The sequence below is a fragment of the Rhizobacter sp. P2_G4 genome, assembly GCF_056403575.1.
This window is the reverse complement of sequence record NZ_JBFUFG010000007.1, coordinates 102,299-122,581: the sequence shown is the minus strand read 5'-3', so window position 1 is coordinate 122,581 and position 20,283 is coordinate 102,299. Positions and strand designations below refer to the sequence as shown.

Sequence of the window (20,283 nt, the reverse complement as noted above, 5' to 3'; positions counted from 1 at the left end):
CCTCAAGGCAACACGACATGATCGAAATCGAACTCGACGGCAAAAAGGTGGAGGTCGCCGAAGGCAGCATGGTGATGCACGCTGCCGACAAGGCCGGCACCTACATCCCGCATTTCTGCTATCACAAGAAGCTGTCCATCGCGGCCAACTGCCGCATGTGCCTGGTCGATGTCGAGAAGGCGCCGAAGCCGATGCCGGCGTGCGCAACGCCTGTCACGCAAGGCATGATCGTTCGCACGAGGAGCGACAAGGCCCTGAAGGCGCAAGCCGGTGTGATGGAGTTCCTGCTCATCAACCACCCGCTCGACTGCCCGATTTGCGACCAAGGCGGCGAATGCCAGCTGCAAGACCTGGCCGTGGGCTACGGCGGCTCGTCCTCGCGCTACACCGAAGAGAAGCGCGTGGTCTTCCACAAGGAAGTGGGCCCGCTCCTCTCGATGGAAGAGATGAGTCGCTGTATCCATTGCACCCGCTGCGTGCGCTTCGGCCAGGAAGTGGCCGGCGTGATGGAGCTGGGCATGATCCATCGCGGCGAACACTCGGAGATCACCACCGTCCTGGGTGACACGGTTGATTCCGAGCTGTCGGGCAACATGATCGACATCTGCCCGGTTGGCGCAATCACCAGCAAGCCTTTCCGCTACAGCGCCCGCACCTGGGAACTGTCTCGCCGCAAGAGCGTGAGCCCGCACGACGGCACCGGCAGCAACCTGATCGTGCAGGTGAAGAGCAACAAGGTCGTGCGCGTCGTCCCACTCGAGAACGAAGACGTCAATGAGTGCTGGCTCGCCGACCGCGACCGTTTCTCGTACGAAGCCGTCAACAGCGACGAGCGACTCAGCGCGCCGATGATCAAGCAGGGCGGCGAGTGGAAGCCTGTCGACTGGACCACCGCGCTCGAATACGTGGCCAAGGGCCTGACCCAGATCAAGGCCGACCACGGTGCCAAGAGCATCGGTGCGCTGGGATCTGCGCATAGCACGACCGAAGAACTGCATCTGCTGGCCAAGCTGGTCCGTGGGCTGGGCAGTGAGAACATCGATTACCGCACCCGCCACGCCGACTTCGGCAATGTGGGTGGCGTCCGTTGGTTGGGCACCTCGGTGGCTTCACTGTCGACGCTGCAAGGCGCATTGGTCGTCGGCTCGTTCCTGCGCAAGGACCACCCGCTGTTCGCGCAACGCATCCGCCAGGCGGCTCGCAAGGGCGCCAAGGTCCACAGCATGCACGCCGTGCAAGACGACTGGCTGATGCCCTTGGCCAATCATCTGTCGGTGGCGCCCAGCCAATGGGTTCAGGCGCTGGCCGAAGTGGCTGCTGCCGTCGCGATGAGCAAGGGTGTTTCGGCGCCTGTTCAAGCCGATCCGCGTGCCGCTGCACAGGCGATTGCTACCTCCTTGCTTGCCGGCGAGCGCAAGGCTGTTTTGCTGGGCAACGCGGCGGCACAGCATCCGCAAGCCAGCCAGTTGCTCTCACTCGCCACGTGGATTGGCGAGCAGACTGGAGCCTCGGTCGGCTATCTGACTGAAGCTGCCAACACCGTCGGCGCACAGCTCGTCAATGCATTGCCTGGCAACGGCGGTCTGAACGCTGGCCAGATGCTCGGCGGTTCTCTGAAGGCCTGCCTGCTGCTGAATGTGGAGCCCGCCTTCGACGCGGCCAACGCCAGTGCGGCCGTCGCTGCCCTGCAGTCAGCCGACATGGTGATCGCGCTCACGCCGTTCAAGACTGCTGCGGTCGATTGCGCCGACGTGCTGCTGCCCATTTCGCCCTTCAGCGAAACCTCCGGGACCTTCGTCAGCGCCGAAGGGCGCGTGCAAAGCTTCCATGGCGTGGTGAAGCCGCTCGGCGACACCCGGCCGGCGTGGAAGGTTCTTCGCGTGCTGGGCAATTTGCTCGGCCTGAGTGGTTTCGACCAGGAGACGTCCGAAGAGGTGAAGGCCGAGGCGCTGGGTGACTTGAGCGCCGTGGCGTCGCGCCTGAGCAACCGCCCGGTTGCTACCTCGGCCGAGGTCAACGCCTCGGGATCGGGCCTGGAGCGCATCGCCGATGTGCCGATCTACGCAGCCGACTCACTGGTGCGTCGCGCCACGTCTCTGCAGCTCACCGCCGATGCCAAGCCGCCGGTCGCAAGCCTGTCTGCGGCGCTGTGGTCGCAACTGGGTCTGGGCGAGGGCGCTTCGGTGAAGGTGTCTCAAGGTACAGCACAAGCCGTGCTGCCCGCGCGTCTCGATGAGACGCTGGCTGCGAACACCGTCCGCGTGCCCGCCGGCCACCCGGCCACCGCGTCCTTGGGCGCCATGTTCGGCGCGATCACCGTCGAGAGGGCCTGAGCATGCTCGACAGCTTCAATGCATTCGGTACCTCGGTGCTCGGCGGAGCCTGGCCGTTGGTCTGGTCGCTGATCAAGATCATCGCCCTCGTCCTGCCGCTGATGGGGTGCGTGGCTTACCTCACGCTGTGGGAACGCAAGGCCATCGGCTGGACGCAGATTCGTCCCGGTCCCAATCGCGTCGGACCCTTCGGCTTGCTGCAGCCGATTGCCGATGCGGTGAAGCTGATCTTCAAGGAGATCATTCTTCCGACGGCGGCCAACCGCAACCTGTTCCTGCTCGGCCCGATCATGACGATCATGCCGGCGCTTGCGGCCTGGGCCGTGGTGCCCTTCGGTCCCGACGCGGCGGTCGCCAACATCAATGCCGGTCTGCTGTTCCTGATGGCCATCACCTCGATGGAGGTCTATGGCGTGATCATCGCCGGCTGGGCCTCGAACTCGAAGTACGCCTTCCTCGGCGCGCTGCGCGCCTCGGCGCAGATGGTCAGCTACGAAATCGCGATGGGTTTTGCACTCGTCGTGGTGCTGATGGTGTCGGCCAGCCTGAACATGACCGACATCGTGGTCGGGCAGGGCAAGGGCATGTTCGCCGACCACGGTGTGAGCTTCCTGTCGTGGAACTGGCTGCCGCTGCTGCCTATCTTCGTCGTGTACTTCATCTCCGGGTTGGCTGAAACCAACCGCCACCCGTTCGACGTGGTCGAAGGCGAATCCGAGATCGTGGCTGGCCACATGATCGAGTACTCGGGCATGGCGTTCGCCATGTTCTTCCTGGCCGAATACGCCAACATGATCCTGGTGTCGGTGCTCGCCGTGACCATGTTCCTGGGGGGCTGGCTGGCTCCGGTGTCGTTTGCTGCGTTCGGCATGCAGACGCCGGCATGGATCGTCAGCACCGCCTGGTTCTGGGACTGGTTCTGGCTCTTCGGTAAGACTTTCGTCGTCGTCACGATGTTCCTCTGGGTGCGGGCCACCTTCCCACGCTTCCGCTACGACCAGATCATGCGTCTGGGCTGGAAGATATTCATTCCCGTCGCTCTGGTGTGGCTGGTGGTGGTCGGCCTGTGGATCCAGTCGCCCTGGAACATCTGGAAGTAATCAAGGATCAAGACCATGGCTGCGATGGCTTCCGTCAAAGACATTTTTTCGAGCTTCATGCTCACCGAGCTCTTCAAGGGCCTCGCGCTGACTGGCCGGCATTTCCTGTCGCGCAAGATCACCGTGCAGTTCCCGGAAGAGAAGACGCCGCAGAGCCCACGCTTTCGCGGCCTGCACGCGTTGCGCCGTTACGAAAACGGAGAAGAGCGCTGCATCGCCTGCAAACTGTGCGAGGCTGTGTGCCCCGCGCTGGCGATCACGATCGAGTCGGACGTGCGTGACGACGGCTCCCGCCGCACCACGCGCTACGACATCGACCTGACCAAATGCATCTTCTGCGGCTTCTGCGAAGAAAGCTGCCCTGTCGACTCGATTGTCGAGACGCACATCCTCGAATACCACGGTGAAAAGCGGGGCGACCTCTACTTCACCAAGGACATGCTGCTCGCCGTCGGCGACCGCTACGAAAAAGAAATCGCCGCCAACAAGGAGGCCGACGCGCGCTACCGCTGAGGTTGTGGCCGGCTGTCTGCCGGCTGCTCGTTGGCGAACTCGCGCTCAAGAACAACATGGATACATCGACCGCGCTCTTCTATCTCTTCTCTGCCGTGATGCTCGGGGCCTCGTTCCGCGTCATCACGGCACGCAGCGCCGTTCATTCCGCGCTGTTTCTGGTGCTGGCGTTCTTTTCGGCTTCCTGCGTGTGGCTCCTGCTGCGTGCCGAGTTTCTGGCCATCTCGCTGGTGCTGGTGTATGTCGGCGCAGTGATGGTGCTCTTCCTGTTCGTCGTGATGATGCTCGACGTCGACGTCGATGCATTGCGCGTGGGTTTCTGGAAGCACTTCCCGGTGGCGGCCGTGGTCGGCGTGATCATCGCGCTGGAAATGGCGCTGGTGCTGATCCCCGGTTTCGACCTGCGCTCCGCGCCCGTGCCCGACGCCAAGGCCATCGAGCTGGGCAACACCAAGCTGCTGGGCATCCAGATCTACACACGCTACCTCTACCCGTTGCAGATCGCGGCCGTGCTGTTGCTGGTCGCCATCATCGCGGCGATTGCGCTCACGCTGCGCCAGCGCAAGGACAGCAAGGCCATCAACGCCTCCGATGCCGTCAAGGTGAAGAAGGGTGACCGGCTGCGCATCGTGAAGATGAAGGCTGTGGTCGAACCACCGCCTGCACCGCCAGAGCCTCCGGTAGCGCCCACGGGAGAAAAGAAATGACCGGTCTGGCCTTGGGCTCCGTATCGCTGGGGCATTACCTGACTGTGGGCGCCATCCTGTTCGCGCTGTCGGTGATCGGCATCTTCCTCAACCGCAAGAACCTGATCGTGCTGCTGATGGCGATCGAGCTGATGCTGCTTGCCGTCAACCTGAACTTCGTAGCCTTCTCGTACTACCTGGGCGACATGGCCGGCCAGGTATTCGTGTTCTTCATCCTCACGGTGGCGGCAGCCGAGTCGGCCATTGGCCTCGCCATTCTGGTGGTGCTGTTCCGCAACCGGTCCAACATCAATGTCGACGAGCTCGACACCCTGAAGGGCTGAGCTCGAATGTCCGCACAACTCTCGCAAAATCTGCTGCTGGCCGTTCCGCTGGCGCCACTGGCCGGCGCCATCATCGCTGGCTTCTTCGGCAAGGCCGTTGGCCGCCGCGGCTCGCACATCGCCACCATCCTGGGCGTGCTGATCGCCTTCATCCTATCGGCGATCACGTTGAAGGCTGTCGCCGTTGACGGCGCACGCTTCAACGCGACCATCTACGAATGGATGACGCTGGGCAGCCTGAAGATGGAAGTCGGCTTCCTGATCGACGGGCTGTCGGCCATGATGATGTGCGTGGTGACTTTCGTGTCGCTGATGGTGCACATCTACACCATCGGCTACATGGAAGAAGACGACGGCTACCAGCGCTTCTTCTCGTACATCTCGCTCTTCACCTTCTCGATGCTGATGCTCGTCATGAGCAACAACTTCCTGCAGCTGTTCTTCGGCTGGGAAGCGGTGGGGCTGGTGTCGTACCTGCTGATCGGCTTCTGGTACACGCGGCCGACGGCGATCTTCGCCAACATGAAGGCGTTCCTGGTGAACCGAGTCGGCGACTTTGGCTTCATCCTGGGCATCGGCCTGGTGGTGGCCTATGCCGGCACGCTGAACTACGCCGAGACTTTCGGCAAGGCCGGTGAACTCGCCAAGCTGACCTTCCCTGGCACCGAGTGGATGCTGATCACAGTCACCTGCATCTGCCTGTTCATCGGCGCGATGGGCAAGAGCGCGCAGTTCCCGCTGCACGTGTGGCTGCCCGATTCGATGGAAGGCCCGACGCCCATCTCCGCGTTGATCCATGCCGCCACCATGGTGACGGCCGGCATTTTCATGGTGGCGCGCATGTCGCCGCTGTTCGAGCTGTCGGACACCGCGCTGAGCTTCATTCTCGTGATCGGTGCCATCACGGCGCTGTTCATGGGCTTCCTCGGCATCATCCAAAACGACATCAAGCGTGTGGTCGCCTATTCCACGCTCTCGCAACTCGGCTACATGACGGTGGCGCTAGGCGCCTCGGCGTACTCGGTGGCGGTGTTCCACCTGATGACGCACGCCTTCTTCAAGGCGCTGCTGTTCCTGGCTGCCGGCTCGGTGATCATCGGCATGCACCACGACCAGGACATCCGCAACATGGGTGGCCTGCGCAAGTACATGAAGATCACCTGGATCACGTCGCTGCTGGGTTCGCTGGCGCTGATCGGCACGCCGCTGTTCTCGGGTTTCTACTCCAAGGACAGCATCATCGAAGCGGTGCACGAGAGCCACCTGTGGGGTTCGGGCTTCGCCTACTTCGCGGTGGTCGCCGGTGTCTTCGTGACGGCCTTCTATTCGTTCCGGATGTACTTCCTGGTTTTCCACGGCAAGGAGCACTTCCACCACAAGCCCTTCCCGGGCGAGCACGACCACCACGACGATGACCACGGACATGGTCACGCGCATGTGCCGCACGAGTCGCCCTGGGTGGTGTGGCTGCCGCTGGTACTGTTGGCCGTCCCCTCGGTGATCATCGGTGGCTTAACCATCGAGCACATGCTCTACGGCGAGTTCTTCAAGGACTCGATCTTTGTCGACGAGAGCCGGCACCACGCGATGAAGGAAATGGCCGAGGCATTCCATGGCGCCGGCGCCATGGCCTTGCACGGGCTGACGTCGCTGCCGTTCTGGCTGGCCCTGGCCGGCGTGGTGACCGCCTATGTGTTCTACATGGTCAAGCCCGAGATCCCGGCGGCCATCAAGGCACGCACCGGCTTCATCAACCGCGTTCTCGAGAACAAGTACTACTTCGACTGGTTCAACGAGAACGTGCTCGCGGCCGGCGCCCGTTTGCTGGGCATGGGGCTGTGGAAGGGCGGTGACGGCGCCTTGATCGACGGTGTGCTCATCAACGGCACGGCGCGTGGCATTGGTGGCATCGCTTCGGTGGTGCGCCTGGTGCAGACCGGCTACCTCTACTGGTACGCGCTGGTGATGATTCTGGGTGTGATCGGGTTGATGACCTGGCAGTTGTGGCCCTACCTCAGCGTGATGCTGGGGCGCTGATCGGTCACGGAGAAAAAGAACATGGGATTGCTGAGCCTCGCCATCTGGTTGCCGATCTTGAGCGGCGTATTGCTGCTCGCCCTGGGGCGTGACGAACACGTCAAAGCCGTGCGTCTGCTGGCCCTCGTGGCGGCCATTGCCAGTTTCGTCGTCACGATTCCGCTGATCACTGGCTTTGACAGCAGCACGGCGGCGATGCAGTTCCAGGAGAACCTGGCCTGGATCGAACGCTTCCACGTGAACTACCACCTGGGCGTCGACGGCATCTCGGTGTGGTTCGTCCTGCTGACGGCCTTCATCACCATCATCGTCGTGATCGCGGCGTGGGAGGTGATCACCGAGCGCGTCAACCAGTACATGGGCGCCTTCCTGATCCTGTCGGGCATCATGGTCGGTGTCTTCTCGGCGCTCGACGGGCTGCTGTTCTACGTGTTCTTCGAGGCGACGCTGATCCCGATGTACATCATCATCGGCGTGTGGGGCGGGCCGCGTCGGGTGTACGCCGCATTCAAGTTCTTCCTCTACACGCTGGGCGGCTCGCTGCTGATGCTGATCGCGCTGATCTTCCTGTACTTCAAGTCGGGCAGCAGCTTCGAGATCCTCACCTGGCATGACGTACCGCTCACGATGAGTGAGCAGACCTTGCTCTTCTTCGCATTCTTCGCGGCCTTTGCCGTCAAGGTGCCGATGTGGCCGGTGCACACCTGGCTGCCTGATGCTCACGTCGAGGCGCCAACGGGCGGCTCTGTGGTGCTGGCCGCCATCATGCTGAAGCTGGGTGCGTACGGCTTCCTTCGCTTCTCGCTGCCCGTGACACCCGACGCAGCCCACCATTGGACCTGGGTGGTCGTGGCCCTTTCGCTGATCGCCGTGGTCTACATCGGCCTGGTGGCGCTGGTGCAGCAAGACATGAAGAAGCTGGTCGCCTATTCGTCGATCGCGCACATGGGCTTCGTCACGCTGGGCTTCTTCCTCTTCAACGAACTCGGCATCGCGGGCGGCCTCGTGCAGATGATTTCGCACGGCTTCGTCTCGGGCGCCATGTTCCTCTGCATCGGCGTGCTCTACGACCGAGTGCACTCGCGCGAGATCTCGAGCTACGGCGGCGTGGTCAACACCATGCCCAAGTTCACTGCCTTCGCTGTCTTCTTCGCGATGGCCAACTGCGGCCTGCCGGGCACCGGCGGTTTCGTCGGCGAGTGGATGGTCATCCTGGGGACGGTGAAGGTCAACTTCTGGCTGGGCGCACTGGCCTCCACCACGCTGGTGTTCGGTGCTGCCTACACGCTGTGGATGGTCAAGCGCGTGTACTTCGGTGCCATCGCGAACGACCATGTGCGTGAACTGAAAGACATCAACGCCCGTGAATACCTGATGCTGGCGATGCTGGCGGTGGCCGTGCTGTGGATGGGCCTGTACCCGAAGCCTTTCACCGACACCATGCACGTCAGCGTGACCGAATTGCTGAAGCACGTTGCAGTGTCGAAGCTGAACTGAGCCCAAGAACATGAACGACATGAACTGGCTGGCCGTCTACCCGGAGATCGTGCTCCTTGGCATGGCCTGCGTGGTGGCGATGGTGGACCTGTGGGTCACCCATCCGCGCCGCACCCCGACCTACCTGTTGACCCAGGCCACGCTCGCTGTCGTGGCCGTGATGCACTGGCTGTACTTCGACGGCGGCTTCACCATCTACGGCATGCAGCACATGGTGGTAACCGACCCGCTCGGCCACTTGCTGGGCGCCTTCGCGGCGGTGACCGTCATGGTGGCGCTGGCCTACGCGCGCCCCTATGCCGAGCACCGCGAGATCCTCAAGGGCGAGCTGTTCACGCTGAGCCTGTTCTCGCTGCTGGGTATTTCGGTGATGCTCGCAGCCAACAACTTCCTGATGATCTACCTGGGCCTGGAGCTGATGTCGCTGTCGCTCTATGCCATGACTGCCATGCGCCGTGACAACATCGAAGCCACCGAGGCCGCGATGAAGTACTTCGTGCTGGGCGCGCTGGCCAGCGGCTTCTTGCTGTACGGGCTGTCGATGATGTACGGCGCCACCGGCTCGCTGGACATCCCCCAGGTGTTCAACGCCATAGCCACCGGCCAGATCAACAAGGCCGTTCTGGTGTTCGGCGTGGTCTTCATCGTTGCAGGCCTCGCCTTCAAGCTCGGCGCCGTGCCGTTCCACATGTGGATCCCCGACGTGTACGTGGGCGCTCCCACGGCCGTCACGCTGCTGATCGCCGGCGCACCCAAGCTGGCGGCCTTCGCCATCACCTTCCGCCTGCTGGTTGAAGGCATGTCGGGTGTCGCGGCCGACTGGCAGCAGATGCTGATACTGCTTTCCGTGGCGTCGATGCTGCTGGGCAACCTGGCTGCCATCGCGCAGAGCAACCTGAAGCGCATGCTGGCCTACTCCACCATCGGCCAGATCGGTTTCATGCTGCTGGGCTTCACGCCCACGGTGATCTCGAACAACACCTTCTCGGCCGCCAACGGCTACTCGTCTGCATTGTTCTACCTGATCAGCTACGTGCTGACGACGCTGGGCACCTTCGGCATCATCATGCTGCTGTCGCGCCGCGGCTTCGAGAGCGAGCAGATCGACGACCTGAAAGGCCTGGCCAAGCGCAGCCCCTGGTACGCCGCGGTCATGGCGATCTTCATGTTCTCGCTGGCCGGCATTCCGCCGACCGTGGGCTTCTACGCCAAGCTCGCAGTGCTGCAGTCGCTGGTCTCTACCAACGACGCCACCTACGTGGTGCTCGCCGTCATTGCCGTGGTCCTGTCGCTGGTGGGCGCGTTCTACTACCTGCGCTTGGTCAAGGTCATGTACTTCGACGAGCCGCGCGAAACGGCGCCGATCACCACCACCGGTGACGTGCGGGTGTTGCTCTCGCTGAACGGCGCGGCGGTGCTCGTCTTCGGCCTGTTGCCCGGCTGGCTGATGACCATGTGCGCCAACGCCGTGCTGCAAGCACTGAAGACCTGACCGTCCAATGGCCGACGAGCACCTGCGCGAAGAGCTGGTCAGTTCGCAGCGGGTCTATCGCGGTCACTTTCTCGATGTGCGGCGCGACGAAGTCCGTCTGCCCGATGGCAGCCTCGCCGGGCGCGAATACGTCGTCCACCCGGGTGCGGTGATGATCGTGCCGCTGCTTGACGATGGCCGCTTGGTTGTCGAGCGCCAGTTCCGCTACCCGATGGGCCGGGTGATGCGCGAGTTTCCTGCCGGCAAGCTCGACGCTGGCGAGCCTCCGCTCCACTGTGCCGTTCGAGAGTTGCTCGAAGAAACCGGCTACCGCGCTCGCGAATGGGCGCGTGCCGGCATCCTGCACAACGCGATCGCCTACTCGAACGAAGGCATCGAAGTCTGGTTTGCCCGCGGCTTGGAGTTGGGCGAACGCCGCTTGGACGCCGGAGAGTTTCTCGACGTCGAGATCGCCTCCTTGGCGGAGCTCGAAGACCAGGCCCAGCGCGGTGACCTCACCGATGCCAAGACATTGATCGGCCTGTTGTGGTTGCAAAATTGGCACTCTGGCCGTTGGCAACTCACTTGGCAGATGACCCCAGCAAGCGCGCCGGGGAGCACGTCCCCATAATGCGGTCATGAAAGTTCTCAACCTGCGCTGTGCCCATGCGCATCAATTCGAAGGCTGGTTCGCCTCCGAAGAAGACTTCCAATCGCAATTCGAGCGTGGTCTGGTCGAGTGCCCGTTGTGTGCCGACAAGACCATCAGCAAGCTGCCGACGGCCCCGCGGCTGAATGTCTCCGGTGCGCGCGAGCCCTCGACCGAGATCGTCGCCGTCAATCCGCAGCCCACACCCGCCTTGTCGCCCGAGGCGATGACGATGCAGTCGATGTGGCTGCGCGCAGTGCAACACGTGATGGCGAATACCGATGACGTCGGCGAGCGTTTTGCTGAAGAGGCCCGCCGCATCCACTACGGCGAGACCGAGGAGCGGGCCATTCGCGGCCAGGCGACACACGAAGACGCCATCGCTCTGCAAGAAGAGGGCATCGACGTGATGCCGCTGCCCATACCAGCCGCAGTCAAGGGCCGCATTCAGTAGGCTGCGCTTTCGGCTGGCGTTTGGGGCGGTACCGGTGCGGCGTCGGTGCGCAGCACGAAAGACGCATCTTCCAGCGCCGAGACCAAGGTGTGGCCCGAGCGATCGAGCGTGAACGACTCATCGCTGCCGAGAATCACATCGCGCGAGTCGCCGTCCTGGGTGACCCAGATTTGGCCGGTTCGGCATTCGATGCGCTGGCCCTTGCGCGTGCGCAGATTGAATGTCTGGCGGCGCATCAGGTAGGCTGGTTGAGAGACGGTTGCAAGGTGCATGGTGGGCTCCTGGAGTTTCACTTCGCATGCCACCTGATCATGTGATCGAGCCAGGCTGCAGAGAACGTAGCCAGAGTGTCCATGGCGGTAGGCGGGTTCGCAAACGCTATGTCATCATGCGTTGCATGCGAAATTGGAATGTGAAGAGGCATCCTTGAGACGCTACCAATTGCCCCCGCTGGACTTGCTCGAAGCGTTCGAGGCCGCAGCCCGGCACCTGAGCTTCACCCGGGCCGCCGACGAACTGTCTCTCACGCAGTCGGCCATCAGCCGGCAGATCGCCGCACTCGAGGAGCGGCTGAACGTGCCGCTGTTCCAGCGCCTGCACCGCGCGCTGCGTCTCACCGAGGCGGGGCAGCAACTGCACGTCACGGCCAGTGCGGTGCTGCAGCAGTTGCACAGCGTGACCGAACAGCTTCGCCAGACCCCGAGGCAGAAGACGGTGGTGGTGACCACCACGCCAGGATTCGCGGGCTTGTGGCTGATCCCCCGGCTCACGAGCTTCACGGTTGCGCATCCCGATGTCGACGTACGCATCTCGGCCGGCCTCAAACTCGTGAACCTCGAACGCGACGGCGTGGACCTGGCCGTGCGCTACTGCGCGACCAGCAATGCCGGCCCGCAGGCGGTGAAGCTGTTCGGCGAGGTGATGACGCCGGTCTGTAGCCCGTCGCTGCGCAAGCAGGCTGGCAAGCCGCTGAAGCGTCCTGAGGACCTGCAGCATCACACGCTGCTGCACACCGAAACCCACAACGACGCGCACGTGCCCGAGTGGTCGCTGTGGCTGCGGGCAATGCAGATCGAGCGGCTCAAGTCAGCCGGCTCTCTGCATTTCTCCGATTACGACCAGATGATCCAGGCCGCCATTCGCGGGCAGGGCGTGGCTCTTGGGCGCATCCCGCTGGTCAGCCACCTCATCAAGGAGCGCAAGCTGGTCGCGCCCTTCGGGCACAAGATGGCGTCGCCGCACGGCTATCACCTGCTGCGCTCGATTGCGTCAGAGCGCAAGCCCGAGGTGAACGACTTCGCCGAGTGGCTGCTTGCCGAAGCTCTAAGCGCCCAGTCGGCGAGCAAGGTGGAACGGTGACTGGCCGACGCCGCAGCAGAAAGCGCTGACCCACGGGCGCAGCGCTTGCGCCAGGTGTCGCCCTTCGGCGTTGAGCGCGTCCAGCCGTTCGGCAGCCGCCTGAGCCTGCCGGCGCAAAGCCGCTTCGTTGATGGTCAGCAGGCGGCCCTGTTCGACCACCACTTGGCCACCCACCAGCACACGATCCACCGCGGCGCCGTTCTCGCCGTACACCATCTGCCGCAAGGCATGCCGCAGCGGCACATAGATGGGCTGCGCGAGATCGAGCAACACGAGGTCGGCTTGGTAGCCGGGCGCGATGCGGCCCAGGCGCCGGCCCCAGCCCATCGCATGTGCGCTGTGCTCGGTGCCCATGCGGAAGACCTCATGGGCGGACACCCAGCGCGCTTCGTCGGACCCGACCACACGCGAGAGGTAGGACGCGAGCCGTGCCGCTTCAAAGAGATTCTGCGTGTCGGAGGTGTTGGCCCCATCCGTGCCCAGCCCCACGCGCAGGCCACGCTCGATCATGCGACGCAGCGGTGCCACACCCGAGCCCAGGCGCAGGTTGCTCAGCGGGTTGTGGATGGCAGTGACATCCGCCGTGGCCAAGGTGCTGATGTCGTCGTCCGAAATCCAGATGGCGTGCGCAACGCTCAGCCGTGGGCTCAACACGCCGAGCCGCGACAGGTGCGCGACCAGGCTGCGCCCGTAACGTTTCTCGCCGAACACGGCTTGCTGTTGGCTTTCGGCCAGGTGCGTCTGCATCGGCAGGCCGAATTCTTCGGACAGCGCGGCGCAGCCCTGCATGAACGCGTCGGAGCAATTCAGCGGAACGGTGGGTGCGATGCCCAGGCGCACACGGTCGCTGTCGAACGGCCAATCGTTCGCAGCCTGCCGAACCACGGTCAGGCACGCGTCGGTGTCAGAAGCCCGCAGTCCCGCCAGCCCAGGCTGCATCGCCTCGGGCAGGCTGGCCAGCAGCTCCGGATAGGCCTGGTAGAGCGTGCGGTCGGCCATCATCGGTGCGACCACGGCACGAATGCCCACGGAGGCATACGCATTCGCCACCGCGTGCAAGCCGGCCACGGAGGGCAAGGGGAGTTCGAGCGCCATGTCGAAGAGGGCGGTGCAACCCTTCTTCAGCAGCTCGGCACCGGTGAGCGTGGCGCTGAGTGCGATGTCGTCGAGCCCGCGCTGCCCGTTGATCGAGGGCGACGCCGCCAGAAACCCTTCGAGCGCCACATCGGCCACTGCGCCGCGGCCCAAACCCCCGTGCGCGTGGGTGTGTCCGTTGACGAGGCCGGGAATCACCAGCCGGTCGGTCGCGTCGATGACGCGCGAACCTTCAATCGCCGCGATGAACTGCCCCGGGACGCCGATCTCGCGGATGCAGCCATCTTCGACCAGCATGTCCGCGGGCCGCGCGTCTTGTGCGGCATCGGGCAGCACCAGGCCGTTGATGATCAGCAGGCGATCGGTCATGTGGCGTTGAGGCGTTGTCAGGCCACGCGCAGGATGGCAGCCACCGGCCCACCACCCGCTGGGCCCTGGTGCTCGGCACCGCCTGACACATAAAGCGCCGTGTGGCCCACCACCGAGGCGAGAACGCCACCGACCACGGCGCGTGCATGGCGTGTGGCGTTGATGTCCGAGTCGTTGAGCATCGTGTGGCGCTCGCCGCGCACGCTGCCGCTGGGGCTGGCTTCGGCTTTCGCGAGCAGGTTGACGAGTCGACCGGCAAGCGTGTCGGCATCATGTTCCGCATCGAGGTCAAAGGCTTCTCGCAGCAAACGGCGCACGGCCATGGCGTCGATGGCGTCGTGCATCACCGTGTGTGCAATGCGGTAGGGTGATGCGGCGCCGACGGCTTCTCCGAGCACGATCACGACGTTGCCTTCCAGCTCGATGCCGGCCGACGCCGAGGCGCGCGCCGAGAAGAGCGAGAAGTCGCTCAGCACCGATTCGTCGCGGATCGCGCTGCGCTGCACTTCCCCCAACGCTACCGCCACGCCCAGCGCCGACGCGCCACGCGAATAGCCCATCGACTCATAGGTGTCACGCGTGACGGGCACTGCGCCGCGCGCCACCGCGTCGTTCACCTTGGTCGATGTCAACAAGGGGCATTTCACCTGGACGAAGTGAACGTCTGCCGTGTCGCTGATGTCGGCATCCGCCATCGCGTCACGCACCGCTTGTGCCGTGGCGTCGATCTGCGCCGCGCGGCCGATCTCCTCGGGTGCGAACCCGCGCGTGTGCGCGGTGCCGACCACCAGTCGCTTCTCATCGTGTGCCGAGGCATCACCTGTCACCCATCGCCGCGTGAACACCGTGAAATGGGGCGACAGCACGCCCTCGGTGCCGCCAGACATCACGAGTGCCACGCGCTGCTCCACCTCGTGCGGTGTGCAACCCAGCGGTCCGCTGAGCAGGTGGCACCACGCCATCGAGGCGTATTCGCGCGTGTGGTCGTTGACGCAGCCGTTGCCTTCGGTCTTGCCCATCACCGCGACGATGTCTGCAGGAACGAGCGTGCCGGTGTCGATCAGCGCCTGCACGCCGCGCAGGTCGCCAGGCCCCTGGCAGCCAATGCGAAACACTTCCACGTGCTGGTGGCGAGGCAATGTCATGTTGGCTGCTCTGCAGTTGAGGGAAGTTCGGCCAGCGCCGCGCGCACTGCGCCCACGCTGGCGTTGAAACCGTGCAGCTGCTGCACCATGAAGTGGATGGCGCGGCTCACGTAGGCGGGCGAGCTGCTGCTGCAGGCGTCGTTCAGCAGGATGCAGTCGTAGCCCAGGAAGCCGGCGTCCTGCAGCGTCGAGAACACACAGCGGTCGGTGTTCACGCCGGTGAACAAGAGGGTCTGCACGCCGGCCTGGCGCAAGACGCTGTCGAGCTCGTTGTCCCAGAAGCCGCTCAGGCGGTGCTTTAGCACGGTGGTGTCGTCCGCGGCCACATCCAGGTCATCCACCACCTGTGCGCCCCAACTGCCAGGCACGAGACTCGGGCCATGGTCTTCGGGCGAGACTTCGGCAAATCCCACGCCGTCTGCGCTGCGCTTGCCCTTGAACTGCACCGTGGGCGACAAGTTCAGGCGGTCAGGCCGCACGCCCCAGTTCAGCCACACCACCTTGGCGCCAGCCGCCCGCCAGGCGGGCAGCAAGCCGGCCAGTACCTTGATGGGTTTGCGCATGGTCTTCATGTTGACGCCTCGCTGGCCGAACCAGCCGCGCGGGTGGCAGAAGTCGTTCTGCATGTCGACCACGATGAGCGCGCTGCGCGCCAGGTCGATCTCGATGGGCTGCGGCAGCGCCTCGATCCAGAGCGGGCGCGCCGCCAACGGGGTGCGCACCAGGCTCAGGTGCGTGTCGCGCAACGTCCAGGCGTTTTGTGGGGTAGGGCCGAAGGTCGCTGGCAGTGCAGGGCGAGGCGCTTTGTCGGTCATGGCCACGGAGCACAGCAGTGTTCGTGCCCGGTCGCGCCCGCAAGCGGGAGGCGCCTGCCTCAGAGCATGCGACCGGGATTCATCACGCCTTGCGGATCGAGCGCCTGCTTGATCGCCCGCATCATCTGCAGGGCGACGGGCGATTTGCGTTGTGCCAGTTCATCGCGTTTCAGGCTGCCCACGCCGTGCTCGGCTGAGATCGAGCCGCCGTGCGCCATCACCGCGTCGTACACCACCGTGTTGACCGAATGCTCATGCTCGCGCAGGAAAGCCGCACCATCCACGCCGACGGGTGCCTGCAGGTTGTAGTGCAGGTTGCCGTCGCCCAGGTGGCCGAAATTCACTGAGCGGGTGCCGGGGTGGGCAACTTGGAGCGCCACGTCGGTGGCCGCCACGAAAGCGGGAATCCGCGACACCGGGATCGAGATGTCGTGCTTGATGTTGGGGCCTTCTTCGGGCTGCGCCAGCGGGATCGATTCGCGCAGGTGCCACATCGCGCGCGACTGTTCGATGCTCTCGGCGACCGCCGCGTCGCTGATCAGGCCGTTCTCCATCGCCGATTCGAGCAAGCCTTCGAACAGCGAACGTGCGTGCGACTCGCTCTCGGTGTCCGACTGCTCGAGCAGCACCGTCCACTCGGCCTCAGGCAAAGGCTGCCGCAGCTGCGGAAAGTGCTTGCGCACCAGGGCCAGCGAAAACCGGTTCATCACCTCGAAGCCGGTGAGCCCGGCACCCAGGCGCGACTGCGCCAGTTGCAGCAATGACACCGCGGCTTCGAGCGAGGGCAGCGATGCCAGTGCGGTCGTGCGTGCGGCGGGTTGCGGATAGAGCTTGAGCGTGGCGGCGGTGATCACGCCCAGCGTGCCTTCGCTGCCGATGAAGAGGTCGCGCAGGTCGTAGCCGGTGTTGTCCTTGCGCAGGCCGGCCAAGCCGTCCCACACCTCGCCCTGGGCGGTGACGACTTCGAGGCCCAGGCAGAGTTCGCGTGCGTTGCCATAGCGCAGCACCTGCGTGCCGCCGGCGTTGGTGGCAAGGTTGCCGCCGATGGTGCAGCTGCCTTCCGCGGCCAGGCTCAGCGGGAACAGGAAGCCTTGCGCGGCAGCCGCCTCCTGCACGGTTTGCAGCACGCAGCCGGCTTCGACCGTGAGGGTGAGGTTGGCACTGTCGATGCCGCGCACGCGGTTCATTCGTGTGAGGCTCAGCAGCACCTGGGAGCCGCTGTCGTCGGGCACCGAGCCGACCACGAGGCCGGTGTTGCCACCCTGTGGCACCAGCCCGGCACCGTGGCGCGCGCACAGCTTGACCACCGCCGCCACTTCGGTGGTGTTGCCCGGCCGCACCACCGCCAACGCGCGGCCGCGATACCGTTTGCGCCAGTCTTGCTCGTAAGCCGAGAGGTCGCCCTCGACCAGCACGTTGGCCGCGCCGACCGCAGTGCGTAATGCGTTGAGTAGATTGTTCATGACACCACCCCAGCCGGTTGAGGGTGACGCAGCCGCCACCGCACATGCATCGCACAAGCGCCGAACAGCACCAGGCACAACAGCACTTCGATCATTGCCAGCGGCGCGCCCAAGCCGCGGTCGCTGGTGGCGCGCACTGCGCCTTCGGTGAAATACAGCCACACCAGCAGGCTGACCCAGCGGTAGGTGTACATGCGGTTCTTCAGCAGGCCGGCCAGCGGCAAGGTCAGCGGCAGGGCTTTGAGCGCGAGCCAGGAACCGCCGGGGCGCAGCGGTGCGAGCCACAGCTCCCACAGCAGGCTTAACACGATCAGGCCGAGCAGGCTGCCGACGGCGAGCGCACGGGTGCGGCTCACGAACGGCGGGAGGGCGGGGGGCAGGGAGGTGGGAAGGGCATCAGTCATCGCTGGCTATGATGCCGCAAATGAATTTACTCTCGTGGTTGAAGCCCCGTTGGCGAAAGCCGATCGCCGAGCTGCTGGCCACCCTGCAGAACTGGCCCTGGCTCGACACGCTGCGCACGCTGCGCCAGCGTTTTCGCGAAGACCGCCTCGGTCTCACGGCCAGCAGCCTGACGTTCACGACCCTCATCTCGCTCGTGCCGCTGGTCACGGTGATGTTGGCGCTGTTCACCGCCTTCCCGATGTTCGCCAAGTTCCAGGACGCGCTGCAGAAGTACTTTCTGCAGACCCTCGTGCCCGACAGTATCGCCCGCCCGGTGCTGGGTGCGCTCACCCAGTTCGCGGCCAAGGCCAACCGCCTGGGTGGCTTCGGCCTGGTGGTGCTGCTCTTCACCGCCGTGACGCTGATGCTCACCATCGACCGCACGCTCAATGGCATCTGGCGCGTTCGCAAGCCGCGGCCCATCGCGCAGCGCGTGCTCATCTACTGGGCTGCCGTTACGCTCGGGCCCTTGCTGCTGGGCGTGAGCCTGACCTTCACGTCGTACGCCATCTCGGCGAGCAAAGGCCTGGTGGCCGACATTCCCGGCGGCGTGAGCATCATCCTCAACGCACTGCAGTTTTTGTTGCTCTCCGGCGCCATTGCAGGCTTGTTCCACTACGTGCCCAACACGCACGTGCGGTGGCGGCACGCGCTGGGCGGGGGCGTGTTCGTGGCCGCCGGCTTCGAGCTGGCCAAGCGCGGCCTGGGCTGGTACCTCAGCAGCGTGCCCACCTACGCCACGGTCTACGGCGCCTTCGCCACGGTGCCCATCCTGCTGATCTGGATGTACCTCGGCTGGGTGATCGTGCTGCTGGGTGCCGTGGTCGCAGCCTATGCGCCGAGCCTGCAGATGCGCGTGGTGCGGCGGCCCGCGGTGCCCGGTTATCGCTTCGAGCTGGCGGTCGGCATGCTGCGTGAACTGTCGAATGCACGCACCGGCACCCGGCACGGCCTGAGCGCCGCGAAACTTTCCGAGAACCTGCGCACCGACCCCCTGCAGATCGAGCCCCTGCTCGACATCCTGGTCGCCATCGACTGGGTCGGCCGGCTCGAAGAAGCGGGCAGTGCCCGCTACGTGTTGTTGTGCGACCCGGCCACCACGCCGGCCGAGCCGATGCTCGCCAAGGTGCTGCTCGATCCGTCGCCCAACGTGCGTGGCTTCTGGGACCGCGCAGGCTTCGCGAACACCACGCTGCAGGACCTGATCAGCGACTAGGCAGGGCGGGACCGGGCGCGGTGGTACGCGATGCGCCGCCGTACACCACGCGGTCCTTGCCCAGGCGCTTGGCCTCGTACATGGCCTCGTCGGCCAGCTGCAGCAGCTTGAGCGGTTGTTGCGAATCGGTGGGTGCCAGGGCGTAGCCGATGCTCGCGCTGACCGGGTGGTCCGGCAGGCCGCGCACCGCGGCGAGCATGTGCAGCGCCAGCGCATGTGCCCCCGCCGCGTCGCGGATGGGCGCGAGCACGAGGAACTCGTCTCCGCCGAAACGCGCCACTGAGTCTTCGGCGCGCACCGCGCCCTGGAGCGCGCGGGCCACGCCGATCAGCACGCTGTCGCCGGCGCGGTGGCCGAGCCGGTCGTTCACTTCCTTGAAGCCGTCGAGGTCGACGAAGAACAGCGCCATCGGCGTCTGGTGCGAGGTCGCCAGCGCGGCTTCCAGCCGGTCCATCATCGTGCGCCGGCTCAGCACGTCGGTGAGCGAATCGCGTTCGACGCTGCGCTTGAGGTTTTCTTGCGCCAGCGTCAGCTCGTGCACGTCGATGGTGACGGTGTAGAGGCCGATCACCTCGCCGTCGTCGCCGAAGTCGGGCACGTAGCTGGTTCGCATCCAGCGCGGGCCTTCGGTCGCCAGGTCGACCAGGCGGGTGTAGTGCACCGGCTTGCCTTCGAGCGCCCGCTCGAAGTAGGGCTTGTGCTCCTTCCAGCGTTTGGCGCCGCGCACATCACCGATCGGTTGCCCGAGCAGCTGCTTGGGTTGCTGGCCGGTGGCTTCGATGTAGGCCTTGTTGACGAAGAGCAGCACGAAGTTGCGGTCGACGTAGGTCAGCGGGTAGGGGATGTTCTCGGTGAAGCGGTCGAGGCGCTCCCGGGCGGCCGTGAGCGCTTCACGTTGCACCACGTCGTCGTGAATGTCGAACGCGATGGTGAAGATGCTGTCGACACGCCCCTGCGCGTCAGCATCTGGGAAGGCCTGGATGCGCGCCCAGCGGCCCCCTTTTCCGACATGCGTGAGCCGGCGCTCGTAGGTGACGGTGCGGCCCTGGAACGCCGCTTCGAAGGCTGGCTGCGCGCATTGCCACGCCTCGGTGCCGAAGATCTCCTGCAGGGTGCGGCCGATCAGTTCCTCACGCGTGCGAGCGGCCCATTGCAGGTAGGGTTTGTTGCAGAAGACCAGGCGGTTGCCGGCATCCCAGCGGCCGATGGGCAGGTCGATCGCGTCGACCAACCTTTCGTTGTGGGAGAGTCGTTCGGCGGCGGGCGGGCCGGTGGGGTCCATCGCGTGTGCAT

At 64.8% G+C, this 20,283-nt stretch carries 19 protein-coding genes; 12 read left to right on the top strand and 7 right to left on the bottom strand.

Annotation, left to right across the window (positions count from 1 at the left end; all coding sequences use genetic code 11):
- Window positions 1-17 precede the first annotated feature (17 nt).
- The 10 genes from nuoG to AC1DYS_RS23025 are packed head-to-tail and all read left to right on the top strand — an operon-like array spanning window position 18 to window position 11,084.
- On the top strand, window positions 18-2,333 hold the full coding sequence (nuoG, locus tag AC1DYS_RS23070) for an NADH-quinone oxidoreductase subunit NuoG (protein WP_477903496.1): 2,316 nt from the start codon (window positions 18-20) through the stop codon (window positions 2,331-2,333).
- A 2-nt stretch (window positions 2,334-2,335) separates the two neighbouring features.
- The gene (nuoH, locus tag AC1DYS_RS23065; RefSeq protein ID WP_477903494.1) at window positions 2,336-3,433 is read left to right on the top strand and encodes an NADH-quinone oxidoreductase subunit NuoH; all 1,098 of its coding nucleotides are present in this window, start codon (window positions 2,336-2,338) and stop codon (window positions 3,431-3,433) included.
- A 15-nt stretch (window positions 3,434-3,448) separates the two neighbouring features.
- A complete protein-coding gene (gene nuoI / locus AC1DYS_RS23060) occupies window positions 3,449-3,946 on the top strand; it encodes an NADH-quinone oxidoreductase subunit NuoI (protein WP_477903492.1) in 498 nt (165 codons plus the stop codon).
- A gap of 56 nt (window positions 3,947-4,002) precedes the next feature.
- The gene (locus AC1DYS_RS23055) at window positions 4,003-4,653 is read left to right on the top strand and encodes an NADH-quinone oxidoreductase subunit J (protein WP_477903490.1); all 651 of its coding nucleotides are present in this window, start codon (window positions 4,003-4,005) and stop codon (window positions 4,651-4,653) included.
- Window positions 4,650-4,976, top strand: a complete 327-nt coding sequence (gene nuoK / locus AC1DYS_RS23050; protein ID WP_047484393.1) for an NADH-quinone oxidoreductase subunit NuoK — start codon at window positions 4,650-4,652, stop codon at window positions 4,974-4,976. The genes AC1DYS_RS23055 and nuoK overlap by 4 nt, the downstream gene beginning before the upstream one ends.
- A 6-nt stretch (window positions 4,977-4,982) precedes the next feature.
- On the top strand, window positions 4,983-7,013 hold the full coding sequence (gene nuoL / locus AC1DYS_RS23045) for an NADH-quinone oxidoreductase subunit L (protein WP_477903488.1): 2,031 nt from the start codon (window positions 4,983-4,985) through the stop codon (window positions 7,011-7,013).
- A gap of 21 nt (window positions 7,014-7,034) precedes the next feature.
- Entirely contained in the window at window positions 7,035-8,510 is a 1,476-nt protein-coding gene (locus tag AC1DYS_RS23040; protein WP_047484397.1) for an NADH-quinone oxidoreductase subunit M, read from the top strand.
- A 10-nt stretch (window positions 8,511-8,520) separates the two neighbouring features.
- Window positions 8,521-10,002 carry an NADH-quinone oxidoreductase subunit NuoN gene (gene nuoN / locus AC1DYS_RS23035; RefSeq protein WP_477903486.1) on the top strand — a complete coding sequence of 494 codons (1,482 nt, stop codon included), beginning with the start codon at window positions 8,521-8,523 and terminating at the stop codon, window positions 10,000-10,002.
- Between the two features lie 7 nt (window positions 10,003-10,009).
- A complete protein-coding gene (locus AC1DYS_RS23030) occupies window positions 10,010-10,612 on the top strand; it encodes an NUDIX domain-containing protein (RefSeq protein WP_477903484.1) in 603 nt (200 codons plus the stop codon).
- Between the two features lie 7 nt (window positions 10,613-10,619).
- Window positions 10,620-11,084, top strand: coding sequence for a DUF1178 family protein (locus tag AC1DYS_RS23025; RefSeq protein ID WP_477903482.1), 465 nt, complete (start codon window positions 10,620-10,622; stop codon window positions 11,082-11,084).
- On the opposite strand, the gene AC1DYS_RS23020 is transcribed toward AC1DYS_RS23025, so the two are convergent.
- Window positions 11,078-11,356 carry a DUF2917 domain-containing protein gene (locus AC1DYS_RS23020; RefSeq protein WP_477903480.1) on the bottom strand — a complete coding sequence of 93 codons (279 nt, stop codon included), beginning with the start codon at window positions 11,354-11,356 and terminating at the stop codon, window positions 11,078-11,080. The two genes, AC1DYS_RS23025 and AC1DYS_RS23020, sit on opposite strands and share 7 nt — an antisense overlap.
- A gap of 154 nt (window positions 11,357-11,510) precedes the next feature.
- On the opposite strand from AC1DYS_RS23020, the gene gcvA reads away from it, so the two are divergent.
- Window positions 11,511-12,443: a transcriptional regulator GcvA gene (gene gcvA, locus AC1DYS_RS23015; protein WP_477903478.1), complete on the top strand. Its 933-nt coding sequence runs from the start codon at window positions 11,511-11,513 to the stop codon at window positions 12,441-12,443.
- Here gcvA and AC1DYS_RS23010 read toward each other — a convergent pair.
- The 5 genes from AC1DYS_RS23010 to AC1DYS_RS22990 are packed head-to-tail and all read right to left on the bottom strand — an operon-like array spanning window position 12,408 to window position 17,734.
- Window positions 12,408-13,907 carry an amidohydrolase family protein gene (locus tag AC1DYS_RS23010; RefSeq protein ID WP_477903476.1) on the bottom strand — a complete coding sequence of 500 codons (1,500 nt, stop codon included), beginning with the start codon at window positions 13,905-13,907 and terminating at the stop codon, window positions 12,408-12,410. The genes gcvA and AC1DYS_RS23010 overlap by 36 nt on opposite strands.
- Window positions 13,908-13,924: 17 nt before the next feature.
- A complete protein-coding gene (gene atzD, locus AC1DYS_RS23005) occupies window positions 13,925-15,052 on the bottom strand; it encodes a cyanuric acid amidohydrolase (protein ID WP_477903474.1) in 1,128 nt (375 codons plus the stop codon).
- Window positions 15,049-15,867, bottom strand: a complete 819-nt coding sequence (locus tag AC1DYS_RS23000) for a cysteine hydrolase family protein (RefSeq protein WP_477903472.1) — start codon at window positions 15,865-15,867, stop codon at window positions 15,049-15,051. Before AC1DYS_RS23000 ends, atzD begins: the two co-directional genes overlap by 4 nt.
- A 59-nt stretch (window positions 15,868-15,926) precedes the next feature.
- A complete protein-coding gene (locus tag AC1DYS_RS22995; protein ID WP_477903470.1) occupies window positions 15,927-17,330 on the bottom strand; it encodes an FAD-binding oxidoreductase in 1,404 nt (467 codons plus the stop codon).
- Window positions 17,327-17,734 carry a DUF2069 domain-containing protein gene (locus AC1DYS_RS22990; protein WP_477903468.1) on the bottom strand — a complete coding sequence of 136 codons (408 nt, stop codon included), beginning with the start codon at window positions 17,732-17,734 and terminating at the stop codon, window positions 17,327-17,329. The genes AC1DYS_RS22995 and AC1DYS_RS22990 overlap by 4 nt, the downstream gene beginning before the upstream one ends.
- A 20-nt stretch (window positions 17,735-17,754) precedes the next feature.
- Here AC1DYS_RS22990 and AC1DYS_RS22985 point away from each other — a divergent pair, with 20 nt between their 5' ends.
- A complete protein-coding gene (locus AC1DYS_RS22985; RefSeq protein ID WP_477903466.1) occupies window positions 17,755-18,990 on the top strand; it encodes a YihY family inner membrane protein in 1,236 nt (411 codons plus the stop codon).
- Here AC1DYS_RS22985 and AC1DYS_RS22980 read toward each other — a convergent pair.
- A complete protein-coding gene (locus AC1DYS_RS22980; protein ID WP_477903464.1) occupies window positions 18,980-20,272 on the bottom strand; it encodes a sensor domain-containing diguanylate cyclase in 1,293 nt (430 codons plus the stop codon). The genes AC1DYS_RS22985 and AC1DYS_RS22980 overlap by 11 nt on opposite strands.
- Window positions 20,273-20,283 lie beyond the last annotated feature (11 nt).

What these genes read in the sequence shown, in the direction of transcription:
- nuoH (WP_477903494.1), top strand. Translation starts at nt 2,336, where the DNA reads ATGCTCGACAGCTTCAATGCATTCGGTACCTCGGTGCTCGGCGGAGCC.
- AC1DYS_RS22995 (WP_477903470.1), bottom strand. Translation starts at nt 17,330, where the DNA reads ATGAACAATCTACTCAACGCATTACGCACTGCGGTCGGCGCGGCCAAC.
- AC1DYS_RS23040 (WP_047484397.1), top strand. Translation starts at nt 7,035, where the DNA reads ATGGGATTGCTGAGCCTCGCCATCTGGTTGCCGATCTTGAGCGGCGTA.
- AC1DYS_RS23020 (WP_477903480.1), bottom strand. Translation starts at nt 11,356, where the DNA reads ATGCACCTTGCAACCGTCTCTCAACCAGCCTACCTGATGCGCCGCCAG.
- nuoK (WP_047484393.1), top strand. Translation starts at nt 4,650, where the DNA reads ATGACCGGTCTGGCCTTGGGCTCCGTATCGCTGGGGCATTACCTGACT.
- AC1DYS_RS22980 (WP_477903464.1), bottom strand. Translation starts at nt 20,272, where the DNA reads ATGGACCCCACCGGCCCGCCCGCCGCCGAACGACTCTCCCACAACGAA.
- AC1DYS_RS23055 (WP_477903490.1), top strand. Translation starts at nt 4,003, where the DNA reads ATGGATACATCGACCGCGCTCTTCTATCTCTTCTCTGCCGTGATGCTC.
- AC1DYS_RS22985 (WP_477903466.1), top strand. Translation starts at nt 17,755, where the DNA reads ATGAATTTACTCTCGTGGTTGAAGCCCCGTTGGCGAAAGCCGATCGCC.
- AC1DYS_RS23025 (WP_477903482.1), top strand. Translation starts at nt 10,620, where the DNA reads ATGAAAGTTCTCAACCTGCGCTGTGCCCATGCGCATCAATTCGAAGGC.
- nuoN (WP_477903486.1), top strand. Translation starts at nt 8,521, where the DNA reads ATGAACGACATGAACTGGCTGGCCGTCTACCCGGAGATCGTGCTCCTT.
- AC1DYS_RS23010 (WP_477903476.1), bottom strand. Translation starts at nt 13,907, where the DNA reads ATGACCGATCGCCTGCTGATCATCAACGGCCTGGTGCTGCCCGATGCC.
- nuoL (WP_477903488.1), top strand. Translation starts at nt 4,983, where the DNA reads ATGTCCGCACAACTCTCGCAAAATCTGCTGCTGGCCGTTCCGCTGGCG.
- nuoG (WP_477903496.1), top strand. Translation starts at nt 18, where the DNA reads ATGATCGAAATCGAACTCGACGGCAAAAAGGTGGAGGTCGCCGAAGGC.
- atzD (WP_477903474.1), bottom strand. Translation starts at nt 15,052, where the DNA reads ATGACATTGCCTCGCCACCAGCACGTGGAAGTGTTTCGCATTGGCTGC.
- AC1DYS_RS23000 (WP_477903472.1), bottom strand. Translation starts at nt 15,867, where the DNA reads ATGACCGACAAAGCGCCTCGCCCTGCACTGCCAGCGACCTTCGGCCCT.
- AC1DYS_RS23030 (WP_477903484.1), top strand. Translation starts at nt 10,010, where the DNA reads ATGGCCGACGAGCACCTGCGCGAAGAGCTGGTCAGTTCGCAGCGGGTC.
- nuoI (WP_477903492.1), top strand. Translation starts at nt 3,449, where the DNA reads ATGGCTGCGATGGCTTCCGTCAAAGACATTTTTTCGAGCTTCATGCTC.
- AC1DYS_RS22990 (WP_477903468.1), bottom strand. Translation starts at nt 17,734, where the DNA reads ATGACTGATGCCCTTCCCACCTCCCTGCCCCCCGCCCTCCCGCCGTTC.